General features: G+C 62.5%; 13 protein-coding genes. 12 read left to right on the forward strand and 1 reads right to left on the reverse strand.

The window, feature by feature from the left end:
- Positions 1–86: 86 nt before the first annotated feature.
- The 3 genes from trpS (at position 87) to E0H22_RS00385 (ending at position 2,753) form a co-directional block, all read left to right on the forward strand.
- Positions 87–1,163: a tryptophan--tRNA ligase gene (trpS, locus tag E0H22_RS00375; RefSeq protein WP_233023810.1), complete on the forward strand. Its 1,077-nt coding sequence runs from the start codon at positions 87–89 to the stop codon at positions 1,161–1,163.
- A gap of 255 nt (positions 1,164–1,418) precedes the next feature.
- Positions 1,419–1,913, forward strand: a complete 495-nt coding sequence (locus E0H22_RS00380) for a universal stress protein (protein WP_233023811.1) — start codon at positions 1,419–1,421, stop codon at positions 1,911–1,913.
- Positions 1,914–2,186: 273 nt separating this feature from the next.
- On the forward strand, positions 2,187–2,753 hold the full coding sequence (locus E0H22_RS00385) for a NifU family protein (RefSeq protein WP_233023812.1): 567 nt from the start codon (positions 2,187–2,189) through the stop codon (positions 2,751–2,753).
- Between the two features lie 255 nt (positions 2,754–3,008).
- Here the strand turns inward: E0H22_RS00385 and E0H22_RS00390 are convergent, their stop codons facing one another.
- Complete coding sequence (locus tag E0H22_RS00390; RefSeq protein ID WP_233026572.1) at positions 3,009–4,619, reverse strand: methyl-accepting chemotaxis protein; 1,611 nt, start codon at positions 4,617–4,619, stop codon at positions 3,009–3,011.
- A 446-nt stretch (positions 4,620–5,065) separates the two neighbouring features.
- Between E0H22_RS00390 and tsaB the strand changes: the two genes are divergently transcribed.
- The 9 genes from tsaB (at position 5,066) to lnt (ending at position 13,661) form a co-directional block, all read left to right on the forward strand.
- The gene (gene tsaB / locus E0H22_RS00395) at positions 5,066–5,767 is read left to right on the forward strand and encodes a tRNA (adenosine(37)-N6)-threonylcarbamoyltransferase complex dimerization subunit type 1 TsaB (RefSeq protein WP_233023813.1); all 702 of its coding nucleotides are present in this window, start codon (positions 5,066–5,068) and stop codon (positions 5,765–5,767) included.
- The gene (gene rimI / locus E0H22_RS00400) at positions 5,764–6,252 is read left to right on the forward strand and encodes a ribosomal protein S18-alanine N-acetyltransferase (protein ID WP_233023814.1); all 489 of its coding nucleotides are present in this window, start codon (positions 5,764–5,766) and stop codon (positions 6,250–6,252) included. Before tsaB ends, rimI begins: the two co-directional genes overlap by 4 nt.
- 42 nt (positions 6,253–6,294) lie before the next feature.
- Positions 6,295–6,747, forward strand: a complete 453-nt coding sequence (locus E0H22_RS00405; protein ID WP_233023815.1) for a Fur family transcriptional regulator — start codon at positions 6,295–6,297, stop codon at positions 6,745–6,747.
- On the forward strand, positions 6,744–7,472 hold the full coding sequence (locus E0H22_RS00410) for an HAD family hydrolase (RefSeq protein ID WP_233023816.1): 729 nt from the start codon (positions 6,744–6,746) through the stop codon (positions 7,470–7,472). The genes E0H22_RS00405 and E0H22_RS00410 overlap by 4 nt, the downstream gene beginning before the upstream one ends.
- A 381-nt stretch (positions 7,473–7,853) precedes the next feature.
- On the forward strand, positions 7,854–9,281 hold the full coding sequence (miaB, locus tag E0H22_RS00415) for a tRNA (N6-isopentenyl adenosine(37)-C2)-methylthiotransferase MiaB (protein WP_233023817.1): 1,428 nt from the start codon (positions 7,854–7,856) through the stop codon (positions 9,279–9,281).
- A gap of 4 nt (positions 9,282–9,285) precedes the next feature.
- Positions 9,286–10,341: a PhoH family protein gene (locus E0H22_RS00420; RefSeq protein ID WP_233023818.1), complete on the forward strand. Its 1,056-nt coding sequence runs from the start codon at positions 9,286–9,288 to the stop codon at positions 10,339–10,341.
- A 65-nt stretch (positions 10,342–10,406) separates the two neighbouring features.
- Positions 10,407–10,937: an rRNA maturation RNase YbeY gene (gene ybeY / locus E0H22_RS00425; RefSeq protein WP_233023819.1), complete on the forward strand. Its 531-nt coding sequence runs from the start codon at positions 10,407–10,409 to the stop codon at positions 10,935–10,937.
- Position 10,938: 1 nt separating this feature from the next.
- Positions 10,939–12,057, forward strand: coding sequence for a hemolysin family protein (locus E0H22_RS00430; RefSeq protein ID WP_233023820.1), 1,119 nt, complete (start codon positions 10,939–10,941; stop codon positions 12,055–12,057).
- On the forward strand, positions 12,054–13,661 hold the full coding sequence (lnt, locus tag E0H22_RS00435; RefSeq protein WP_233023821.1) for an apolipoprotein N-acyltransferase: 1,608 nt from the start codon (positions 12,054–12,056) through the stop codon (positions 13,659–13,661). Before E0H22_RS00430 ends, lnt begins: the two co-directional genes overlap by 4 nt.
- The last annotated feature ends 130 nt before the right edge of the window (positions 13,662–13,791 follow it).

Raw genomic sequence — 13,791 nt, forward strand, 5'->3', positions numbered from 1 at the left:
CGAGATTGATCATGGACGCCGCGCGGCGCCTGTGGCAAGGGACGCCGCGGCCCGCATTCCACCACGGGCCTAGAAGGAACTCGGCTATGTCATCTGCTTCAACGGCATCCACCCCCGCATTTACCCAGCGCGTCTTTTCCGGCGTCCAGCCGACCGGCAATCTGCATCTCGGTAACTATCTCGGCGCCATCGTCAACTTCGTCAAATTGCAGGAGCAGTACAGCTGCCTGTATTGCGTCGTGGACATGCATGCGATCACCGTAGCCCCCAGTGTCTGGGGCGGCCCGGACGAGCTGCGCCGCTGCACCCGTGAAGTCACCGCCGCCTTCATCGCCGCGGGCATCGATCCGAAAAAGCAGATCATCTTCAACCAGAGCCAGGTCGCCGGCCATGCCGAGCTCACCTGGGTGTTCAATTGCGTCGCACGCCTCGGCTGGCTGAACCGCATGACCCAGTTCAAGGAGAAGGCCGGCAAAGACCGCGAAAACGCGTCCGTGGGTCTCTACGACTATCCCGTACTGATGGCCGCCGATATCCTGCTGTATCGTGCCACGCATGTGCCTGTCGGCGAAGACCAGAAGCAGCATCTCGAACTCGCACGCGACATCGCACAGAAGTTCAATAACGACTTCTCCGAATCCATCGCGAAGCAGGGCCACAAAGGTTCCTACTTCCCGCAGCCCGAGCCTGTCATCACCGGCCCGGCGACGCGCGTGATGAGCCTGCGCGACGGCACCAAGAAAATGTCGAAGTCCGATCCGTCGGATTATTCGCGCATCAATCTCACCGATGACGCCGACGCCATCGCGCAAAAAATCCGCAAGGCGAAGACCGATCCGGAGCCGTTGCCGTCCGAAGAAAAGGGCCTCGAGCCGCGGCCGGAAGCCGACAATCTCGTCGGCATCTACGCCGCGCTGTCGGGCCGCAGCAAGGCCGACATTCTTGGCGAATTCGGCGGCGCGCAGTTCTCTGGCTTCAAGGCCAATCTCGTCGACCTCGCCGTTGAAAAACTGTCGCCGATCGCAAACGAGATGAAGCGGCTGTCGGCGGATCACGCTTATGTCGACGCCGTGCTTGCCGACGGCAGCGACCGCGCGCGGGCGATTGCGGATGAAACCATGGTATCCGTGAAGGATATCATGGGCTTTGTACGCAAACGGTAATCATACGGAACCGTGCCCCGGGCGCGATGCGGCGCGGAGTGACGCTTCACGTCCCGGGGCACGATCTTCCTTTCAACGCGACCGATTCCATTTCTTCGCCACAATCGTCGCGGCGCAGGCTTATGCCTGCGTCGCGCTTGTCGAATGCGCATGCGCCGTGGCAGCATGAGGGAGTGAGCCAGTTTTTCTCAGAACATGATCTGATCCGAAACCGGTATCCACTTTTCGGGATCATGCTCTAGCATCGGGACATGCATGAGCGCACAGCGACGTAGTTACGAAAGCGGCCACAAGCCGAAATGCCTCGTGGTGGTCGACGACAGCGAGGAATGGGATCGCGCGGTGTATTACGCCAGCCGCTGGGCCGTGCGTGTCGGCGGCGGCGTGGTGATGCTGCGGGTCATCGAGACCGAAGACCGTAACCAGCAATGGCTCGGCGTTGCCGAGGTGATGCGCGCCGAAGCCGAGGAAGGCGCCAATGCCGCGCTCGACCGCGCCTCCGGCCGCGCCAACGGCCTCGCCGCCATCACCCCGGAGCGTGTGATCCGCGAGGGCGAGCCGACCGCGCAGATCCTCGACGTGATCGACAAGGACGTGGACATTTCCATGCTGGTGCTGGCGGCCTCCGCCGGCGCCGAAGGGCCGGGGCCGATCGTCACCATGATCTCGAAGATGGTCGGGACATTTCCGGTGCCGGTGGTGGTGGTACCGGGCAGCCTGACGGATCTGGATATCGACGGGCTGTCGTAGGCCCAAACACCGGCCTCAGACCCCAAACACCGCTCTCATGGTGAGGAGGCGCGAAGCGCCGTCTCGAACCATGAGCTGGCCTGGCTCCGGGTCTGCGGCTCCCCTTCGAGACGCGCGCGATGCGCGCTCCTCAGGGTGAGGGCGGAGTTTTCTCAGAATGAGAGACGGAGTGTGCGAGAAGAGGTAAAAGCACCTTGATTCGTGCCTTTTCCGTCGCCATCTGCTACGGACAGCCCACGCGCCGGCCTTGAACCGGCGACGCAGGAGAGATCGATGTTCATCCAGACCGAAGCGACCCCCAATCCCGCCACGCTGAAATTCATTCCGGGCCGGGACGTGCTGACCAGCGGCACCATGGAATTTACCTCTCCCGAAGCGGCGTCCCGCTCGCCGCTCGCGGAAAAACTGTTTGCCGTCAAGGGCGTCACCGGCGTGTTCTATGGCGCCGATTTCGTCACCGTGACCAAGGATGACAGCGACTGGCAGCACCTCAAGCCCGCGATTCTTGGCGCCATCATGGAACACTACATGTCCGGCGCACCGCTGCTCGCCGATGGCAGCGCGCCCGAAGGTGACATTTCCGATGACGACGAGTTCTTCGACGATAACGATGCCGAGACCGTCGATACCATAAAGGACCTGATCGAAACCCGCGTGCGCCCGGCCGTCGCCAATGACGGCGGCGACATCACCTTCCGCGGCTTCAAGGACGGCGTGGTTTATCTCGCAATGAAAGGCGCCTGCTCGGGCTGCCCGTCATCGACGGCCACGCTGCAGCATGGCATCCAGAATCTGCTGAAGCATTTCGTGCCGGAAGTACAGGAAGTGCGGCCGATCTAGCATCGGCCCTCACGGCGAGGAGGCGCCATGGGCGCCGTCTCGAACCATGAGATGTGGGAGCTCCATCTCCATCCTTCGAGACGCGCGCCGTGCGCACTCCTCAGGATGAGCGTGGAGGTACTTGGTTGATACCGTCCTCGCTCGGCTCGACCGGGCGCTCCAGTAAACTCTAAACTCTGCCGCCGCAGTTCAATCGAGAAGCTCGCGTGTACTGGATCGCCCGCTTTCGCGGGCGATGACAGTCAGAGCGAACAATTATCTTCCGATGCCCGCCGCCTCTTCCGCGGCGCGCTGCATGCTTGATGACATCTCGTTCGTCACCACGCTCTGCTCTTCCACCGCCGCAGCAGTCGCGGTGACATATTCACTCACGTGCTGGATCTCGCTCTTGATCGCGTTTAGTGCATTGACGACATCCGCCGAAATGCCGTTGAGGCTGCCGATCTCGCTGGATATCCTGTCGGTTGCCTGCTTCGCCTGGGTCGCAAGATTCTTCACCTCGGATGCGACCACGGCAAAGCCGCGTCCGGCCTCGCCTGCCCGTGCCGATTCGATCGTAGCATTGAGCGCCAGCAGATTGATCTGGCCGGTGATATTCCCGATCAGATCCAAGATGCCACTCATCGCCTGCGCGGCCGCCGACAGGCGCTGTGCCTGACTGTCGGCCTCATCGACCTTGCCAACCGCCGACATCGCCGTCTCGCGCGACTTCGTCATCGCTTCGGAAATCTCGCGCACCGACGCATTGAGTTCTTCCGCCCCCGCCGCGACCGATTCCATCATGTCGCGCACACGCTCGCTCTTCTTCCGCGCGATCACCTGCGCGGTGACGTCGGACGCGTATTTAACCACCTTGTAGGGCGCGCCGTTGAGATCGAAGATCGGATTGTAGGACGCCTGAATCCAGACCTGCTTGCCGTTCTTGCCAACCCGCTTGTATTCGGCAGCCTGATATTCGCCGCGCCGCAGGCTCGCCCAGAACGCCCGGTAGGCATCGCCGCCGCGCTCTTCATCCGGCACAAACATGCTGTGATGCTTGTCCTGAATCTCGGACAGCACATAGTCCATGACCGACAGGAAGTTCTGATTCGCATTGAGCACGATGCCATCGAGATTGAACTCGACCACCGCCTGCGACTTTCCGATCGCCTCGATCTGCCCGGAGAAGTTCGCGGCGCGCAGTTTCTGTTCGGTCACGTCGGAGGCGAATTTGATGATCTTGAGAGGCTTGCCGCTCTCATCAAGGATCGGATTGTAGGTGGCCAGTATCCAGACCTCCCTGCCGCCCTTGCCGATCCGCTTGTATTCGGCGGCCTGATATTCGCCCCGGTTGAGGCCGGCCCAGAAATCGCGATAGGCAGCGCCGTTGCGATCTGCCGGCGTTACGAACATGCTGTGGTGCTTGCCGCGAATTTCATTCAGCGAATAGCCCATGACATCGAGAAAGATCTGGTTGGCATCGAGGATAGTTCCGTCCAGATCGAATTCGATGACAGCCTGCGCACGCTCAATGGCGGCGATCTTACCCCTGTCCTCAAGGCTGCGAACCTTCTGCACGGTGATGTCGCTGCAGAACTTGACGACGCCCATGGGCTTTCCCGCTTCGTCCAGAATCGGGTTGTAGGAACCATGGATCCAGACCTCTCGGCCATCCTTGCCAAGGCGCTTGAACTCGCCGGATTGATAGATGCCGCGATTCAACACGCCCCAGAAATCGCGATAGGCGGCGCTGTTGCGCGTGTCGGGCATCACGAACATGCTGTGATGCTTGCCCCGAATTTCGGCGAGCGTGTAACCCATCGTCGCCAGAAAATTCTCATTGGCCGTGATGATCGTGCCGTCGAGATTGAATTCGATCAGCGCCATCGACTTGTTGATCGCCGCCGCCTGGGCAAGCGCGTTGCGCGCGGCCTTACTCGTCAACCAGTGCATCTCGAAGGCTTTCTCTTTTAATAGTTTCCGGGAAATCGTTTCGTCAAAAACAAATAAGGCCGGCGAAGGTGAAGTCGGACACGGCTCCGCTGGCTGGTATCCTTCTCCCACGCATCTGCGAAAAATTGATTAAGTGCGCCCACCGCATGAGGCACAGAGAGACTCCAGCGGCTTGCAGATTGAGCGACAAAACCGCAATCGTCCGTAAGTCTCGGGTTTTCTTGCTATCTTTCAATCAAAGGTAATTTCTATAGGTTTGCGGTACGACGTTCGCCAGGCCGCGAGTCATGAGCGAGAGCGGCATGGCTTTACCTGCATTCGAATATTATAGGTATGTGACCGGCCCGATCCCGCCGGCCTGACGAGACCACGAATCGCCCATGATTATCCTCGCCATCGATACGGCACTCGACGCCTGCGCCGCCGGTATTTTAGATACCGGCACCGGGCACTTGATCGCGCATGAATCGCTACCGATGGCGCGCGGCCATGCGGAAGCGCTGATGCCGCTGCTGGCGCGCGTGATGACGCAATCCGGGATCGCCTTTGCCGAGCTCGACCGCATCGCCGTTACCACCGGGCCAGGCAGCTTTACCGGCCTGCGGGTGGGGCTTTCCGCCGGCCGCGGCATCGGGCTTGCCGCCGGCAAGCCCGTGGTCGGCGTCACCACGCTGGCGGCCTATGCGGCGCCGGTGGTGAGTCGAAATGGTGATGTCCCGGTGATCGCCAGCATCGATGCGCGACACGACCATGTGTATTTCCAGGCGGTGAGCGGCAATGGCACCTCGCTGCAGCGACCTTGCGTCATTCCGATCAACGAGGCGATCGAGGCGGCGCGCTTCGGGGCACCGCATCTGGTCGGCAATGCCGCAAACCTGCTGGCTGCGCGCTGGCCGGCCGACGCGCTGCAACCGGTTGCCATCGATGAACAGGCCGCGCCGGAGATATCCTGGGTGGCGTGGCTCGGCGCCGCCGTCGATCCGCAGACCGCTCTGGCGCGTCCATTCTATCTGCGCGCGCCCGATGCCAAGCCGCAATCGAGTCTGATGGGCGGCCTCCACCAGACGCAGCCAGCGCCATGACACTGCTGTCCTGGTTACCATCCTTTCGTCCCGCGCCGGCGGTGGTCGAGCCGGCAGTGCCAAAGGATGCCGCGCAACTCGCACGCCTGCACGCCGCATCGTTTCACCGCGGCTGGGGCGACGGCGAGTTCGAGCAGATGCTGCACGAGGAGAACACGCTGATCCATCGCCTGCGACAGGGCCGCCATCTCATTGGCTTTGCGGCATCGCGGCTGGCCGTAGACGAAGCGGAAATCCTCTCCATCGCGGTAGCGCCGGAGCAGCGCGGCCGCGGCCTGTCACGCGATCTGCTTCTCACCCACCTCGGCCATCTCGCCGGCCGCAGCGTGCGCACCGTGTTCCTCGAAGTGGAGGAGAACAATATGCCGGCGCGGCGGCTCTATGACCGCACGGGTTTTACGGTGGTCGGGCGGCGCGAGCGCTATTACAAGGAAGCGAACGGCGTCGAATTGAATGCCCTGATCATGCGCCGCGACTTGTCCTGACGCCGCCCGGATGGCAAAAGAAGCCACGGCGAGACCAGACCTATGAATGTTTTGAAATCGACATCTTCCAAAGTGAGCGGCATCGAAGCGCGCTGCGCTGCAACGGGCATGCGCATGACGGAACAGCGCCGCGTGATCGCGCGCGTGCTGGCGGAAGCCGACGATCATCCCGACGTGGAAGAACTCTATCGCCGCTGCGTCGCCATCGACGACAAGATTTCGATCTCGACGGTGTATCGCACCGTCAAACTGTTCGAGGATGCCGGCATCATCGAACGTCATGACTTCCGCGAAGGCCGCGCGCGCTACGAGACCATGCGCGACACGCATCACGATCACCTGATCAATCTGCGTGACGGAACCGTCATCGAATTCACTTCTGAAGCGATCGAGAAGTTGCAGGCTGAAGTCGCCGCCAAGCTCGGCTACAAGCTCGTCGATCACCGGCTCGAGCTGTATTGCGTACCGCTCGACGAGGACAAATCGGGCAAGTGACGGCGCTTTCTTCCCCCAACCCTTCTTCCAGCTTCGATCTCGTCATCTTTGATTGCGACGGTGTACTCGTCGACAGCGAGGCGCTGGCCTGCGTGGTGCATGCGGATGTGCTGACGGCCTATGGCTATGCCATCACCGCCGCGCAGGTGCATGAACGTTTCCTCGGCCGTTCGGCGCGCGAGGCGCGGGCGGAAGTCGAGGCCGAGATGGGCCGCGTGCTGCCGGACGCGTATACGGACTCGCTGCGTTCCACCATCGATCGGGTGTTCGGCGAGCAGCTGCAGCCGGTTCCGCATATCGGTGACGTGCTGACAAGCCTCACGCAGAAGAAATGCGTGGCTTCGTCCGGCACGCCGACGCGGATTCGCAGCAGCCTCACCACCACGAAACTGATCCACCATTTCGGCGAGCACCTCTATTCGGCGCTGCAGGTGGAGCGGGGCAAACCGGCGCCGGACCTGTTCCTGTTCGCGGCAGCGCAGATGGGGATCGATCCCGCCCACTGCGTGGTGATCGAGGACAGCATCCACGGCGTCACGGGAGCCGTGGCGGCAGGCATGACGGTGTTCGGCTTCCATGGCGGCACTCATTGCAGCCCGGCCACCGCAGGGGCCCTGCAGGCCGCCGGCGCGCATCTCGTCTTCGACGACATGCGCCGGCTGCCGGCGCTGATCGAGGCTGGCGTGCCTGGCTCACGCGCCTTCGATCCGGACGATCGCATGTAAAGCATGAGATGGCCGCAGGCTCCGAGCCCGGCAATCTCATGGTTCGAGACCGCGCTGCGCGCCTCCCCACCATGAGGGACGGAGGACAGACCGCATTTTCAGTCAGACTCTCAGGACGAGGGCTGATGGCTGAGGATGGCGCCGTAGAAGACCCTCATGGTGAGGAACCCGCAAAGCGGGCGTCTCGAACCTATGCAGGCCAAGCACTATCGCCATCGCTCAAACACCATATGCGATAGCCCCAGGGCAGATCCCGCGTAACCTGTTGTAACGATTATATTTTGTTGCAGGCGCTGGATTTATCGGGCGCGAGCCTATAATTGAACGTCGCGCGCAAGACGCGCCTTTCTCCAGTTTTTCGGGTTCCAGAAAACTTACGCAATGACCGCGCCGCGCAAGCTGCACATCAAATCCTTCGGCTGCCAGATGAACGTCTACGATGCCCAGCGCATGGTGGACACGCTGGCGCCTGAAGGCTTCGTCGAGACGGCCAGCGCCGACGATGCGGATCTGGTGATCCTCAACACCTGCCACATCCGCGAGAAGGCCTCGGAGAAGGTCTATTCGGAGCTGGGCAAGCTGCGCCTCGCCAAGGCCGAGGCGGCGCAAAGCGGCAAGCAGATGAATGTCGTGGTGGCCGGCTGCGTCGCGCAGGCCGAGGGCGACGAGATCATCCGTCGCGCGCCCGTGGTCGATGTCGTGGTCGGGCCGCAGAGCTATCACAACCTGCCGCAGCTGCTCGCCAAAGCGAAGCAGGGCGAACGCGCGCTGGATACGGACTTTCCGGTCGAGGACAAGTTTGGCTTCCTGCCGGCGCCAAAGCCCGCGGCGATCCGCGCCCGCGGCGTCTCCGCTTTCGTGACGGTGCAGGAAGGCTGCGACAAGTTCTGCACGTTCTGCGTCGTGCCCTATACGCGCGGCGCGGAAGTGTCGCGCCCGGTGGCGCAGATCGTCGAGGATACAAAGCGCCTCGCCGACAACGGCGTGCGCGAGATCACGCTGATCGGCCAGAACGTCAACGGCTATCACGGCGAAGGTCCGGACGGGCGCCCGTGGGCGCTGGGCACGCTGATCTTCCGCCTCGCCGAGATTCCCGGCATCGCCCGCATCCGCTATTCCACCAGCCATCCGCGCGATGTCGAGGATACGCTGATACAGGCGCATCGCGATCTGCCGCAGCTGATGCCTTTCGTGCATCTGCCGGTGCAGTCCGGTTCGGACCGGATTCTGGCGGCCATGAACAGAAAACACACGGCAGACGACTATCGCAGGGTCATCGACCGTTTTCGCGCCGCACGGCAAGACATTGCTTTTACGTCGGATTTCATTGTCGGCTTTCCCGGCGAGACGGAACCGGACTTTGCCGACACACTCGCACTCGTCACACAAATCGGTTACGCTGGCGCGTATTCCTTCAAGTATTCGCCGCGGCCGGGTACGCCGGCTGCGGAATTGCAGGAGACGGTGTCACAGGCCGACATGGACGAGCGACTGACGCGGCTACAGACTCTGATCGACAGCCAGCAAGCGGCCTTCAACAAGGTTGCCATCGGCCAGACTGTCGATGTGCTGTTCGAGCGCGCCGCCCGCAATCCGGGCCAGATCGTCGGCCGCACCGCCTTTCTCCAGCCCGCTCATGTGATGGCGTCCGAGGACATCATCGGCCAGGTGCTGCCGGTCCATATCGAAAGCCTCGAGCGTTACAGCCTGATCGGCACGCTGGCGCAAGGTACCTCCGCATCAGCTTCGCGCCCTAACCTTTCACCGCCTGAGTTATCGCAGCCAGTCCTCACCGCCACGGGAGCCTGAATTCTTGGCAAAGAGTGCATCGGATTCGTCTACGCTCGCTGCTCGCAAACCCGACTTCACCGCTTCAGCCGAGACGCAGGTCGTCATCGACTTCGATGACAACCGCGCGGCTTCTGCACTGGTCGGCCCCTACGGCCAGAACCTCGCGCTGATCGAGCGACGTCTGAATGTCGTCGTCGATTCGCGCGGCAATCACATCACCCTCACCGGCACCCGCGACGCCTGCGACGCCGGGCGGCGCGTGCTGGAAATGCTCTATACGCAGGCCGCGCAGGGCATCGAACTCGCGCAGGGCGATGTCGAAGGCGCGATCCGCGCCACGCTGGCGCAGGGCTCGCTGTTTCCGTTCGATCCGAAGCATCCGTCGAAACCGATCTCGAATTTCGAGGCGATCAATCTGCGCAAGCGCCCGGTGCGGGCGCGCACGGCAGCACAGGATTCCTATATCCGCGCGCTGAAGAGCAACGAACTCGTGTTCGGCGTCGGCCCGGCCGGCACCGGCAAGACCTGGCTCGCGGTGGCGCATGCCTGCATGCTGTTCGAACGCAAGGAAGTCGATCGCATCATCCTGTCGCGCCCCGCCGTGGAAGCCGGCGAGCGCCTGGGCTTCCTGCCCGGCGACCTCAAGGAAAAGGTAGATCCGTATCTGCGTCCGATCTATGACGCGCTCTACGACCTGATGGATGCGCGCATCGTCGAGCGCGCGCTGCAGGCCAACGAGATCGAAATCGCGCCGCTCGCCTTCATGCGCGGCCGCACGCTGACCAACGCGGCGATCATTCTCGACGAAGCGCAGAACACCACATCGATGCAGATGAAGATGTTTCTGACGCGTCTCGGCGAGAACAGCCGCATGATCATCACCGGCGACCCGTCGCAGGTCGACTTGCCGAACGGTCAGGTCTCCGGCCTGTCCGAAGCCGTGCGCCTGCTCGACGGCGTGCAGGGCATCGCGCAGGTGCATTTCAAGGGCGAGGACGTGGTGCGCCATGAGCTGGTGGCACGCATCGTCGCCGCCTATGAGGGAGCGGCACCCAAAGCCCAGGCTGCCAAGAGCTGATGCAAATATCCAAGACGAACGGCGGAGACAGGATATGCTCCGTCGATGAGAAAACCTATCGACCCATGACCATCCATATTCCACCCGCGACCGAAGTTCTCGTCGTCGCCGATTGCTGGTCCGCCGAGCCCGAGGCCGACGCGATCATTCACCGTGCCATCGAGGCCGCATCGGGCATGGTGGAGGACGACACCGCCGATGCCGAACTCGCCGTCATGCTCACGGACGACACCGGCATCCGCACGCTGAACAACAACTGGCGCGGCTTCGACAAGGCCACCAACGTTCTGTCGTTTCCAGCCCTGCAGCCGCCCGAAGGCGCCGAGGTGCCCGACGACATGCCGAAAATGCTCGGCGACATTGCCATCGCCTATGAAACGACACGCCGCGAGGCCGACGAGGAAGCGAAACCGTTCGCCAATCATCTCAGCCATCTCGCCGTGCACGGCTTCCTGCATCTCGTCGGTTACGATCACGAGAATGAAGAAGAAGCCGAGGAAATGGAGCAGATGGAGCGCGAGATTCTGGCGACGCTCGGAATCCCCGACCCCTATGCGGATAGCGATCCGCAAGCCAGCCGGGGCGAGGTGATCTGACATGCCGGAGGGCGATAGTAACAACGGCAAGCCGAACGGGACGACCAATCTGCCTGCGGTGGTGCATGACGGCGAGGTCATGCGCCCCGCCGCCGAAAGCTGGCTCACACGCGCCATCCGATCGCTGTTCGGATGGAAGACCGGATCGGTGCGCGCCGATCTGCAGGTGGTGCTCGATGCATCCGAACCGGAGGAGACCGGCTTCTCCACCGTCGAGCGCACCATGCTGCGCAACATCCTCGGCCTCAACGAACGCCGCATTGCCGATGTGATGGTGCACCGCTCCGATATCGTCGCGGTGAAGCAGGACATTTCGCTCGGCGAGTTGATGAGCCTGTTCGAGAGCGCCGGTCATTCGCGCCTCGTCGTCTATAACGAAACGCTCGACGATCCCGTCGGCATCGTTCATATCCGCGACCTGCTCGGCTACATGACCATCAAGGCCCGTAGCGAACCGAAGCCCAGCGTTGCAAAGCGCAAGAAGCCGCTGCCTGCGGGCCTCGACCTGCGCAGCGTCGATCTGGCGCAAACCGTTGCGGAGACCGGCATCATCCGCAAGCTGCTCTATGTGCCGCCCTCCATGCGCGCCATCGACCTGCTGGCGCAGATGCAGGCCGCACGGCTGCATCTGGCGCTCGTGGTAGACGAGTATGGCGGCACCGACGGCCTCGTATCCATCGAGGACATTGTCGAGCAGATCGTCGGCGAGATCGACGACGAGCACGACAGCGAGGAGCCGCCCTCCATCGTCAAGCAAGGCGACTACTTCATCGCCGATGCGCGCACCAGTCTGGACGACGCACGCAAGATGATCGGCCAGGATTTCGAAACCGGCGAAGACGGCGAGGATGTCGAAACACTGGGCGGCTACATCGTCACCCATGTCGGTCGCCTGCCCGTGCGCGGCGAAGTGATTGCCGGCCCCGGCGAATTCGAGATCGAAGTGCTCGACGCCGATCCGCGCCGCGTCAAGCGGCTTCGCATCGGCCCGCGCAAGGAGCGCCCCGCTCCGCGCGTCCGCGAACCGCGCAAGCGCGGCGCTGCACCCGACACCGCTCATTCGCAAGCGAACGCTCCTGCGAATCCGCCCCCCTCCGGAGACAGCGCGGGAACGCCGTGATCCCCAAGCAGCTACGCAATATCGCACTCAGCATCATTCTTGCCTGGGGCTGGAAGCGCGCCGCCATCGCCTTCCTTGCCGGCGCAGCCTCATCGCTGGCGATGGCGCCGTTCAATGCGTGGCCAATCCTCTTCATCACATTCCCGGTCGTCGTCTGGCTGATCGACGGCGCGGCCGCCGGCAAGATGCGGGGCATCCCTGCAGCCGCGATGGCGGGCTGGTGGTTCGGCTTCGGCTATTTCGTGCCCGGCCTCTACTGGATCGGCTATGCCTTCCTCGTCGATGCCGAGACGTTTGCCTGGCTGCTGCCGGCTGCAATCTGCGGCCTGCCCGCTTATCTCGCCCTGTATTCTGCGCTCGGCTTCGCCATCGCACGCCTGCTGTGGACGAAGGATGCCTCGCGCGTGCTCGCGCTCGCGGCCAGTCTGACCATCGGCGAGTGGCTGCGCGGACATCTGCTCACCGGCTTTCCCTGGAATGCTTTCGGCTACGCGCTGACCGAGCCGCTGCCGCTGGCGCAGACCATGTCGCTGATCGGGCTATGGGGCATGACGTTCCTTGCCGTCGCGATCTTCGCAGCGCCAGCAACACTGACGGATAGCTCCTCGCGCACGCAGCGGCCATGGCTTGCGCCCGTGCTGGCGGCGATGCTGCTGATCGCGATGGGAGTCTATGGCGCCATCCGCCTTGGAAACACGCCGACACAATTCGTCGCCAATGTGAAGCTGCGCATCATGCAGCCTGCGATCTCGCAGGACAAACGCTTCAACTATTCCGCCAAGGCGGACGTGATGAGCAAATATCTTGCGCTCTCCAATCGTTCGACCGGCCCCGAGAATAACGGCGTCGGCTCGGCTAATGTGCTGATCTGGCCGGAATCCGCTTTCCCGTTCTTCCTGTCGCGTGAGGCCGATGCGATGGCGCAGATCGCCGATCTGCTGCCAAAGGGCACCGTGCTGATTACCGGCGCCGTACGACCACCGGACCAGCCGCCCGGTACGCGCGTCACCCGCGCCTATAACTCGATTTATGTCATCGACCATGACGGCACGATGCTGTCCGTCTATGACAAGCTGCATCTGGTGCCGTTCGGCGAATATCTGCCTTGGCAGAGCCTGCTGGAGAGGATCGGGCTGCAGCAACTCACCAAGGTGCATGGCGGCTTCATCCCGGGCACGCGGCGCAAGCCGATGGATGTGCCCGGCGCACCGCCGATGCTGCCGCTGATCTGCTATGAAGCCGTATTCCCCGATGACATCGTGATCCAGAACGACCGTCCGGGATGGATCGTGAATCTCACCAATGACGGCTGGTTCGGAATTTCCACCGGCCCCTATCAGCATCTCCAGCAGAGCCGGATTCGCGCGATCGAAGAAGGACTTCCGCTGGTTCGTGCTGCGAATACCGGGATTTCCGTCGTCGTCGATCCCGTCGGCCGCATCATCGCGCAGCTCGGTCTCGGCGTCGAAGGCGTCCTCGACTCCCGCCTGCCTGCGGCGATTCAGCCCACCTTTTACGGGAAGACAGGTGATCTCCCTGCCATGATCGGTATCGCAATGACGATCATTTTCGTGGCCCGCCGTCGCGTAAGGTCCCGCGACTGATTGGTATCTCAAGTATCTGAGATAGTTAGGACCGGTTTCGATACTCCCGCCCGATGCCTAAGCCTGAAGGCTTTATGAGCTAGCTTTATTAGCTCTATTTCTCGTCAATTGAGAAATTAAGCATTCCGGC

This window comes from Rhodopseudomonas boonkerdii, from assembly GCF_021184025.1.
Classification (GTDB): Bacteria; Pseudomonadota; Alphaproteobacteria; order Rhizobiales; family Xanthobacteraceae; genus Tardiphaga; species Tardiphaga boonkerdii.

Excerpts from the sequence above, each read along its gene's own strand:
- trpS (WP_233023810.1), top strand. The coding sequence starts at position 87 with ATGTCATCTGCTTCAACGGCATCCACCCCCGCATTTACCCAGCGCGTC.
- E0H22_RS00380 (WP_233023811.1), top strand. The coding sequence starts at position 1,419 with ATGAGCGCACAGCGACGTAGTTACGAAAGCGGCCACAAGCCGAAATGC.
- E0H22_RS00385 (WP_233023812.1), top strand. The coding sequence starts at position 2,187 with ATGTTCATCCAGACCGAAGCGACCCCCAATCCCGCCACGCTGAAATTC.
- E0H22_RS00390 (WP_233026572.1), bottom strand. The coding sequence starts at position 4,619 with ATGGCGCTGATCGAATTCAATCTCGACGGCACGATCATCACGGCCAAT.
- tsaB (WP_233023813.1), top strand. The coding sequence starts at position 5,066 with ATGATTATCCTCGCCATCGATACGGCACTCGACGCCTGCGCCGCCGGT.
- rimI (WP_233023814.1), top strand. The coding sequence starts at position 5,764 with ATGACACTGCTGTCCTGGTTACCATCCTTTCGTCCCGCGCCGGCGGTG.
- E0H22_RS00405 (WP_233023815.1), top strand. The coding sequence starts at position 6,295 with ATGAATGTTTTGAAATCGACATCTTCCAAAGTGAGCGGCATCGAAGCG.
- miaB (WP_233023817.1), top strand. The coding sequence starts at position 7,854 with ATGACCGCGCCGCGCAAGCTGCACATCAAATCCTTCGGCTGCCAGATG.
- ybeY (WP_233023819.1), top strand. The coding sequence starts at position 10,407 with ATGACCATCCATATTCCACCCGCGACCGAAGTTCTCGTCGTCGCCGAT.
- E0H22_RS00430 (WP_233023820.1), top strand. The coding sequence starts at position 10,939 with ATGCCGGAGGGCGATAGTAACAACGGCAAGCCGAACGGGACGACCAAT.